8 protein-coding genes and 1 pseudogene are annotated in these 8,784 nt (G+C 56.1%); 3 read left to right on the top strand and 6 right to left on the bottom strand.

Annotated features, from left to right (window positions below; translation table 11 throughout):
- Nucleotides 1-68 precede the first annotated feature (68 nt).
- The 5 genes from ACEN88_RS18470 to ACEN88_RS18450 form a co-directional block, all read right to left on the bottom strand.
- Nucleotides 69-353, bottom strand: a complete 285-nt coding sequence (locus ACEN88_RS18470; protein ID WP_413341857.1) for a hypothetical protein — start codon at nt 351-353, stop codon at nt 69-71.
- A gap of 210 nt (nt 354-563) precedes the next feature.
- Complete coding sequence (dksA, locus tag ACEN88_RS18465; protein WP_056134490.1) at nt 564-1,016, bottom strand: RNA polymerase-binding protein DksA; 453 nt, start codon at nt 1,014-1,016, stop codon at nt 564-566.
- Nucleotides 1,017-1,169: 153 nt separating this feature from the next.
- Nucleotides 1,170-2,219 (bottom strand): CobW family GTP-binding protein, encoded by a 1,050-nt coding sequence (locus ACEN88_RS18460; protein WP_371764256.1) that lies wholly within the window; start codon nt 2,217-2,219, stop codon nt 1,170-1,172.
- A gap of 111 nt (nt 2,220-2,330) precedes the next feature.
- Entirely contained in the window at nt 2,331-3,269 is a 939-nt protein-coding gene (xerC, locus tag ACEN88_RS18455; RefSeq protein WP_413341855.1) for a tyrosine recombinase XerC, read from the bottom strand.
- Nucleotide 3,270: 1 nt separating this feature from the next.
- On the bottom strand, nt 3,271-3,951 hold the full coding sequence (locus ACEN88_RS18450) for a DUF484 family protein (protein ID WP_413341853.1): 681 nt from the start codon (nt 3,949-3,951) through the stop codon (nt 3,271-3,273).
- A gap of 255 nt (nt 3,952-4,206) precedes the next feature.
- On the opposite strand from ACEN88_RS18450, the gene ACEN88_RS18445 reads away from it, so the two are divergent.
- Together ACEN88_RS18445 and ACEN88_RS18440 are read left to right on the top strand one after the other, a co-directional pair.
- Complete coding sequence (locus ACEN88_RS18445; protein WP_413341852.1) at nt 4,207-4,866, top strand: hypothetical protein; 660 nt, start codon at nt 4,207-4,209, stop codon at nt 4,864-4,866.
- 3 nt (nt 4,867-4,869) lie between these two features.
- On the top strand, nt 4,870-6,351 hold the full coding sequence (locus tag ACEN88_RS18440; protein ID WP_413341850.1) for a hypothetical protein: 1,482 nt from the start codon (nt 4,870-4,872) through the stop codon (nt 6,349-6,351).
- 468 nt (nt 6,352-6,819) lie between these two features.
- Here the strand turns inward: ACEN88_RS18440 and ACEN88_RS18435 are convergent, their stop codons facing one another.
- Nucleotides 6,820-7,893: a porin gene (locus ACEN88_RS18435; RefSeq protein ID WP_413341848.1), complete on the bottom strand. Its 1,074-nt coding sequence runs from the start codon at nt 7,891-7,893 to the stop codon at nt 6,820-6,822.
- 482 nt (nt 7,894-8,375) lie between these two features.
- Between ACEN88_RS18435 and ACEN88_RS18430 the strand changes: the two are divergent.
- Nucleotides 8,376-8,784, top strand: a pseudogene (locus ACEN88_RS18430) (hypothetical protein); the annotation flags it as partial.

The raw sequence follows: 8,784 nt of genomic DNA, 5'->3' as shown, positions 1-8,784 counted from the left end.
CTCGGTCGTTATTGCAGGTTGCCCATCAGGCCTTTATTGGTGTTCGGGTTGTGGTGCTCGTGCGTCCGCTAGCCGTTCGGCACCGTGACGGTCTGGCCGTTGTTCGTGGCCGTGCGCGTCGTGCCGGCCCAGGCGTCGTCGTCGAAGATGGCGGAGGCCATCTCCAGTTCGATCGCGTCGATCTTGGCCGCGGTGGCGCGCGCGATTTCACGCTGGCGCTCGCGTTCCGCCTCGGTATCGAGGGAAAGCCGCGTGACGGGGCCGGCGGTCAGCGGATCCTCAGGGCGCGGGCGGGCGTCCGCACCCGCCAGCGGTGCGTCGCCTTTTTTCTTCAGGAAATCGAAGAGTCCCATGCCGTCCTTGTCTGCCCGTTTGCCGGTCGAGACATTAGCATGGCGGCGCGGACGGTGCGGTGCGCACGCCTGAGCTGCGTCAACTTGCCGGCAATCCGATAAGTGTATCCGATGGGAAATAATTCGTGCGCACGAACCCTAGGCCAATCCGGCCCCAAAAACAAAAAAGCATGCGACGGGCGCATGCTTTTTCATCGGCGCGTACGGCGATCAGTCACCGTACAGCTTTTGCTTCAGCTCGCGGCGCTGCTGGGCTTCCAGCGACAAGGTCGCGGTCGGACGGGCGATCAGGCGGGGGATGCCGATCGGTTCGCCGGTCTCTTCGCACCAGCCGTATTCGCCGGACTCGATCGAGGCCAGCGATTGCTGGACCTTCTTGAGCAGCTTGCGCTCGCGGTCGCGGGTACGCAGCTCGAGCGCGTGCTCTTCCTCGATGGTGGCGCGGTCGGCCGGATCGGGAACGAGTACCGTTTCGCGCAGGTGTTCCGTCGTTTCGCCTGCGTTTTTCAGCAGTTCCTTTTCGAGTTCCTGCAGGCGGTTCTTGAAGAACGCCAGCTGGGCCGGGTTCATGTAGTCGTCGTCGCTCATGGCCCGAATTTCTTCTTCCGTCAGGAGGCGTTCTTCGGGCTGCGCAACGGTATTCGGTTTCGTTGTTTTAGTCATGACTTCACTTACCTTTGATACGACAGAGTTTCCATTTTATCAGCTAACTCAGCGGTTACCATTGCTTCGGTGTGTGCGCCGGGCGAGCTGCCGTGACCGTTGTTCAGTCGTTCAACCACAGGGTGCATGAGAGCACCATAGAACCGGGGTAGTTTATACCAAACACTGTTCCAATCCGCGAATAAAGACATCTTTCGGTAAATTTTTACCAATAAACACCATCTTGCTGCCGCGCGATTCGCCATCCGCCCACTTTGCACCGAGGTCGCTGCCCATGATTTGATGCACGCCTTGGAAGACGACCTTGCGATCCGCGCCCGCCATCGACAGCACGCCCTTGTAGCGCAGCATGTTTGGACCGAATACTTGGACCATGCTGCCGAGGAATTGATCCAGACGTTCGGGGTCGAAAGCACGGTCGCTCTTGAAGACGAACGCGGCGATGTCGTCGCTGTGGTGGCCATGATGGTGGTCGTGGCTGTGGTCGCACGCTTCCGTGTGGACGTGGTCATGATCGTGGTCGTGACCATGGTCGTGCGCCTCTTCCGTCGTGAGGAAGGCGGGATCCAGCTCCAGCTTGTCGTTCAGGTTGAAGCCGCGCAGGTCGAGCACGTCGCTGATCGGGGCGCGGCCGAAGTCCGACGTGCTGATCGGTGCACGCGGGTTGATGCGGCGGATGCGCGCCTTCAGTTCCTCGACGGCGGCGGCGTCCACGAGGTCCGTCTTGGACAGCAGGATCTTGTCGGCGAAACCGACCTGGCGCTGGGCTTCCTCGTGGCGGTCCAGCTGGTCCATGGCGTGGCGGGCATCCACGACGGTGACGACGGCGTCGAGCAGGTAGTGCGCGCCGACTTCCTCGTCGACGAAGAACGTCTGGGCCACGGGGCCGGGATTGGCGAGGCCGGTGGTCTCGATGACGACGCGGTCGAAGCTGATTTCGCCCGCTTCGCGCTTGCGTGCCAGGTTCGTCAGGGCGACGATCAGGTCGCCACGCACGGTGCAGCAGATGCAGCCGTTGTTCATTTCGACGATCTGCTCGCTCGGGTCCTGCACGAGGATCTCGTTGTCGATGTTTTCCTGGCCAAACTCGTTTTCGATGACGGCGATGCGCAGGCCGTGCTCTTCCTGCAGGATGCGGTTGAGCAACGTGGTTTTGCCGGCGCCGAGGAAGCCGGTCAGGATAGTGCTTGGGATCAATTCCATATGTCGCTGTCCAATGGTGTGCGCCGTTCCGGCCGCAGGGAATCGGAAGATTATGCCGGAATTTACGAATCGTCACCACCCGGCATGCCGTGCCTGCCTGCGCTGGAGCACTTACTTACGCTTTGCGCGCGGATGGGCTCGGTCGTAGACGGCGGCGAGGTGCTGGAAGTCGAGCGACGTATAGATCTGGGTCGAGGTGATGCTGGCGTGGCCCAGCAGTTCCTGCACGGCGCGCAGGTCGCCCGAGGATTGCAGCACGTGCGACGCGAACGAGTGGCGCAGCACGTGCGGGTGCACGTGGACCGGCATGCCGGCCTTTTGCGCATGGGCTTTCAGGCGATATTGCACGACGCGGGGGCTGATGCGCGTGTCGCGCGCCGACAGGAACAGGGCGAGGCTGCCGTCGCGCGCCGGCGGACGCACGGCCAGCCACGCTTCCAGTGCCGCGCGCGCCGGACCGCCGACGGGCACCCGGCGCATCTTGTTGCCCTTGCCGGTGACGACCACTTCCTGCGCCTCCAGTTCCAGCCAGCCGAGCGAGGCCGGCTGGCCATCGCGGGCGGGGACGTGGTGGACGTCGAGCCCGGCCAGCTCGGATACGCGCAGGCCGCTCGAGTAGAGCAGTTCGAACATGGCGCGGTCGCACAGCTCCGCGGGTTCCGGATGGCCGGACGTCGTTTTTTCCATGAGCTGGACCGCATCGTCGACGGCCAGTGCCTTGGGCAGGCGCTTGGGACGGCGCGGCGCGCGCACGCCGTCGGCCGGGTTGGCGGCCAGCGCAACGTGGCGCGACAGCCAGTCGAAGAAGCCGCGCCAGCCGGACAGCTTGCGCGCGATCGAGGCGGCGCTCTGCCCCTCGGCATGCAGTTTCGCCGTGACGCGGCGGATGTCGAAATGGGTCAACGCCGCCCAGTCGGCCTGGCCGGTGAGCCGGGCCAGTTCGGCCAGGTCGCGGCGGTAGGCGGCGATCGTGTGGTCGGACAGCTGGCGCTGCGTTTTCAGCTCCGCCAGGTAGCGGCCGGTCCAGTCGTCGGCGGCCGGCGTGTCCATGTCAGCCGAGCAGAGGGACGAGTGCGGTACTGGCCGTCTCGCCGATGTGGACGAGGAAATCCGTCGCCATCGTGGCGCTGAAGCGTTCCGGATCGGGCGAGCCGAGCACGAGCAGGCCGAAGGCGCTGCCGTTCGCGCGCAGCGGCAGCAGGACGGTCGAGCGCACGGCGTCCGCGCCGTCCTGCTCGGCGCCTGCCAGCCAGCTCACCGCCTCGAAGTCCTTGTTCGGACCGCAGTACGGGGCGCGCAGGCTGCTGGCGAACAGGCGCACGTCCTCGGAGACGCCGTTCGTGTACCACGTGTCGGCGTGCTCGGGCGCCAGTTTCCACAGGCGTAGCGTGGCGTGCGGCACGATGAAATGCTTGACGAGGCCGTCGGCGACGGCGGTCGGGATCTCGCCCGGCACGCGGGTGCGCAGCAATTGCTGGGTCCAGCCATGGAACCGGTTGGCGATGGCCGCGTTTTCCTCGGCGTGGCGCACCAGCTCGGACATGCGTAGTTCCAGGGTGCGGTACTTGTCGCGCATGACTTCCATCTGGCGTTCCTGCAGCGACACCGCGCGGCCCGTAAGTGGGCTCGACAGTTTTACTTCGCCCAGCAAAGCGGCGTGCTCCACGAAGAACTGCGGATGGTCGAGCAGGTATTGGGCGATGGCGGCGGAATCCAGTGTTGCGGCGGTCATGTGCGGCTTGCGAGATGGGTAGACAGTTCATTTTAACCGACGGCAATGGGTCGGCGCAGATTTCCTGTCTGCACTGTGCCATCGTCGCATCATTTAGCCACCTAAGTTTCTTTCTGTCTAACTTGTATTTTTGCAAATAACTGCAAAGATGCAGTGCTGCAATGTTAGACTGTAGTTCGGAAAAATTTTTTGGGGAAAATATACACTTTGTGAGCGAACTGCGTAACAATTCGCGACATAATGTAGAAAACAATTATGACCAGATTAACAATAAATTTGCTTTGCGAAGAGGCCGAGATCTTTTCTCGTATGGAAAGTGAGCATCCAGAGCCTTCACTTTTTGGTATTACAGATGGAAAAGCTGTTGGGACATATCTTGAGCTCAAGTTCCGCGAATATTTAGTTGATCGTGGATATATTTTTGAACAAGGAAATGCAGCAAGCGGTCTCGATTTCCCAGACTTAAACGTCGATATGAAGGTTACAAGTATTCGGCAGCCGCAGTCATCTTGTCCATTTAGATCAATTCGGCAGAAAGTATATGGGTTAGGGTATTCGCTAATCGTTTTCGTATATGATAAACAGGATGATCCTAAGACACGTACTGCGACCTTAAGAATTACTGATACGGTTTTTGTTGATAAAAATAGAACGGCAGACTTTCAACTGACTTATGGTATTCGAGATATATTGTCGAAACACGGGAATCAAGACGACATTATGGCGTTTATGAGTGATAGAAATCTAACCGCTGATGTAATGGAGTTAAGCATCTTGGCAGGCGAAGTCATGCGTAATATCCCGGAAGTTGGTTATTTGACAATATCGCCGGCACTACAATGGCGTCTCCAGTATAAGCGCGTAATTGCTAGTGCAGGACAGATTAGTGGCATTTTTTCTATTTTCAGGGTCTAAATGGTGTCTGAACGTAAACGTAAAATTGAGTTCGGGGATTTTCAAACCCCTGGTAACCTTGCTTTGAATGTATGTCAAAAATTATTTGATATAGGTATTAGGCCTGATGTCATTATCGAACCCACTTGCGGCGTTGGGGCTTTTGTTTGTGCAGCATCAGAAGTTTTTGGTGAGGCGCAGTCAATACATGGGTTCGAAATAAACGAATCGTACTTGAATGTACTCAAGCAAAAACTGCAAAACGTAGTTGGCGCGGAACGCATTACATTGCAGTGCGCTGATTTTTTTGCCACCGACTGGAAAGCGAAAATAGCTGGGCTTAGCGGTCGGAAGCTCGTCATAGGAAACTTTCCATGGGTCACAAGTTCCGGTATTGGCGCTATTGGTGGATCAAACCTCCCAGAAAAATCTAATTTCCAAGGGCATAACGGATTCGATGCTATAAGCGGCAAGGCAAACTTCGATATATCTGAATGGATGCTATTAGAGGTGCTTCGGTGGTTTAAGGGGCAGAATGGCGATATTGCTATGCTTGTTAAGACTGCAGTTGCTCGCAAAGTCCTCGCACATGCAGAGAAGCAAAAGGATTTTGTAAAAAATTCCTTTCTTATTAAGATCGATGCGAAGAAACATTTTAATGCAGCAGTAGATGCTTGTCTTCTCGTTATTCAAATATCGAACGTTGAAAGCGAGTCTTCTTACGACTATACCGTATATTCGGGGCTTGAAGATGGGTATGGACGCCGTGTAGGACATCGATTTGGTCTAACTATTGGTGATATTGATTTGTTCGAGAAATATTCCTATTTGATTGGCGAAAGCCCACAAAAATGGCGTTCGGGAGTGAAGCATGATGCGTCTTCTATCATGGAATTTACTATGACAGGAGCGAGCTTAATCAACGGATTGGGCGAGACGGTGGAAGTCGAGTCTGATTACTTATTTCCTTTATTAAAAGGATCGGATGTTGGTAGTGATAAAGGCTGGCGGAATAAATACGCCCTAGTTACTCAACGTAAAGTTGGCGAGGACACATCTAATATTCGTGCCGTCGCACCAAAAACGTGGGAGTATTTACAGCGCCATGGAGCTGCCTTGGATGCGCGCGGTAGTTCTATATATGCAAAAAATCCTAGATTTTCTGTTTTCGGTGTTGGCGACTATACTTTTCGGCCGTGGAAAGTTGCGATTTGTGCCTTATACAAATCTTTAAGTTTTAGAGTTATTGGTCCCATTGAAGGGCGACCTGTAGTTTTCGACGATACGGTTTATTACATATCATTCGATACTGAAGCTCAGGCCAAAGAGGCTCTCATGAGAATTCAGTCGAATGAAGGATTGTCATTGCTTTCCTCACTCATTTTTTGGGATGAGAAACGTCCAATAAAAACATCGATTCTTAATATTTTTGATTGGTCTCGTATTTTTAATGAGAAAGGCGAGAGTAATCTTTTCGATTGGCGTCATCAAGAATGCATTTCTTAATTGCTAAAAAATCAGGTGATGAACTCGGTGCTACGCTATATGGCTTCACTCTTTATTATGCTCCTTAATCATTTTGCGAGTAGAGTGCCCGCGCTTGACGCCAAATATATATTTGGAACCGGCCTTTTCTTAATTGAGAACGAAAAGGCCGCTTAAAGCTTTTGTAATGTGAAAGAACGTAGCCCATGGATCAAAAATAATAACGTATTTCGAGTGTAATAAACGAAGAGCATGATTCGTAAGGAAGGTTCGCACCAACGCATGTGCAACTAATACTTACGCCAAAAAAGGTGAGCGATAAGCTTAAGAGCAACGGTACCTTATTTGGTAGTCGTTCGCGAGCGAATCCAACATAGTTTATGAAAACCCAGCATTGCCCGCATCAAAGCTAAATAAAAAAGGGCGGACCAAGTTACCTTGGTCCGCCCTTTTTAGAGCAACGTATCGGGTTGCCCCCGCGGCGTCAGCTTAGAACGAGTGGTTCAGGCCGATGTCGTAGTGGTTGACGGTCGGGGTAGCCGAAGCTGCGCCGGTCGCCTGGTTGAAGACGTTGGTCTTGCGCGATGCATCGACGTACAGGTACGTACGCTTCGACAGGCTGTACTCGTAGCCCAGCGAGTACTGACGGGTGATCAGGTCGTGCAGGCGGACGTTTTCTTCCTGCTTCTTCAGACCGAAGCCAGCCAGCAGCTTGCCCGGGCCGACAGCGTAGGTTGCACCGATTTCAGCACCCTTGATGGTCGGACGCTGGGTGTTGGTGTGCTCCATGTTCTGGTGCGAGTAGGTACCCATCAGTTTCAGTTCCGGGGTCACCGAGAACGAACCTGCGACCGACCAGACCTTCGATTCGACGGCGTTGCGCTCGTAAGCCAGCATCGCTGCTGCCGGACCGTTGTTGTAGGTACCAGCGATCGAGAACGGGTTGGCCGAAGCCTGTGCGCCCGCGGCGTAGGTGGCAGCGCCAGCGCCGATACCGGTCACGCCGCCGCCGGTGGCTTCTTTCGATGCCCACGAAGCGTTCACCTGGAAGCCATTGGCGACCGGCGAGTTATAGAAGATCGCGTTCGAGACACGGTTGTTGTTCGGGCCGCTGCCGCCGACGTCCAGCGGAGCCGAGTTGAAGCCGGCGACCGAGATGTCGGTGTAGAAGCCGGCCTGGGTCGGCAGACCGTGCCACGGTTCGAACGAACCGACGATTTCCTGGAACGGGGTCAGGCCACGGCCCAGACGGACCATACCGAAGTCACCCTGCAGACCGACGCGGGTCTGGCCCTGGAACAGCGGACGGCCGTTGTTTTCGTTGGTGCCGGTGTCCGGCTCGTAACGCATTTCAACCTGGAACAGTGCCTTCAGGCCGTTGCCCAGATCTTCGGTGCCTTTGAAGCCCAGGGTGTTCGAAGCACGCTTGCCGATGGCCAGGGTCTGGTCGGTGCGCTTGACCATGCCGACGTCGATGTTACCGTAGATTTGAACAGCGGTTTGAGCTTGTGCCACACCGGCGAATGCGCCCAGCAGAGCGGCTGCCACGAGGGTTTTTTTCATCTTAATTTTTATCCTAAAAAGTGAATCGAAGGAATCCAGAGAGCATTGAGATTTTTATTAGTTGCTGAACACTCGGATGTGTGAACCTTAAATGCTTAATGCGTCAAGATTGTCTGATTTGTCAATTATGACCGCTGTACTTGGTCGAAAGCCAATAAATCCAATCGTGCTGTTGTATTTTTGAAACGGCCGCCTCGGGAAACCGGGCACACCTTAAGGCTCGTTTAAGTTTCAAAACATCATCATTCTCTCCCCGTGCCACGGCAGGGTTTGTGCGGGCTCAAAGGCCATTGGAATCGTAGCCGAATCGCATCGCCGCGGCTTTAGACTCTGGCCCATCCGACGTCCATTGTTACCGCAGTGCGCGACACATGAGCTCATCAGTAGCGCAACGCAAGCGATCTTCACGTATCTTCGTGCATTGTGCTTGCGAAATTGGACTGCGATATTTCGTAGACGTCTCTAACATCCAGAAAAGAACGATGGCAAACCGTGAAGAACTGGCGGTCATCCGCGGCGCACGTGCCGGGCGCGTCGACTCGCAACTGGCCCTGGGCCGGCTCTACCTGTTCGGCAGTGCCGGGCTGCCGAAGAGCCTGCCCACGGCCCTCCACTGGCTCGACCGCGCCGCACAGCAGGGTTGCGCTGAAGCATGGCAATTGATCGGGAACCATATTCCGGTCGATCTTGCGCGTGACAATCCGCAACCCGTCACCGGCTGGTATGAACTGGCCTACGACGGCGGGCTCGTGCGCGCCGGGCTCGTCTATGCCCAACTGGTGCTGGGCGCGCTGAACGAGGGCCAGTGCACGCCGGCCCAGCGCGCCAAGGCCTTGCGCGCGCTGGAAGACGCGGCCCGTGCCGGCTTTCCGGAAGCGCAGTGGCTGCTCG

It is taken from the genome of Massilia sp. CT11-108 (assembly GCF_047302915.1).
Lineage (GTDB): Bacteria > Pseudomonadota > Gammaproteobacteria > Burkholderiales > Burkholderiaceae_D > Telluria > Telluria orientalis.
Note: the sequence above shows the minus strand (reverse complement) of the source record. Positions and strands in the feature narration are given on the sequence as shown.

What these genes read in the sequence shown, in the direction of transcription:
- ACEN88_RS18470 (WP_413341857.1), bottom strand. Translation starts at nt 353, where the DNA reads ATGGGACTCTTCGATTTCCTGAAGAAAAAAGGCGACGCACCGCTGGCG.
- dksA (WP_056134490.1), bottom strand. Translation starts at nt 1,016, where the DNA reads ATGACTAAAACAACGAAACCGAATACCGTTGCGCAGCCCGAAGAACGC.
- ACEN88_RS18460 (WP_371764256.1), bottom strand. Translation starts at nt 2,219, where the DNA reads ATGGAATTGATCCCAAGCACTATCCTGACCGGCTTCCTCGGCGCCGGC.
- xerC (WP_413341855.1), bottom strand. Translation starts at nt 3,269, where the DNA reads ATGGACACGCCGGCCGCCGACGACTGGACCGGCCGCTACCTGGCGGAG.
- ACEN88_RS18450 (WP_413341853.1), bottom strand. Translation starts at nt 3,951, where the DNA reads ATGACCGCCGCAACACTGGATTCCGCCGCCATCGCCCAATACCTGCTC.
- ACEN88_RS18445 (WP_413341852.1), top strand. Translation starts at nt 4,207, where the DNA reads ATGACCAGATTAACAATAAATTTGCTTTGCGAAGAGGCCGAGATCTTT.
- ACEN88_RS18435 (WP_413341848.1), bottom strand. Translation starts at nt 7,893, where the DNA reads ATGAAAAAAACCCTCGTGGCAGCCGCTCTGCTGGGCGCATTCGCCGGT.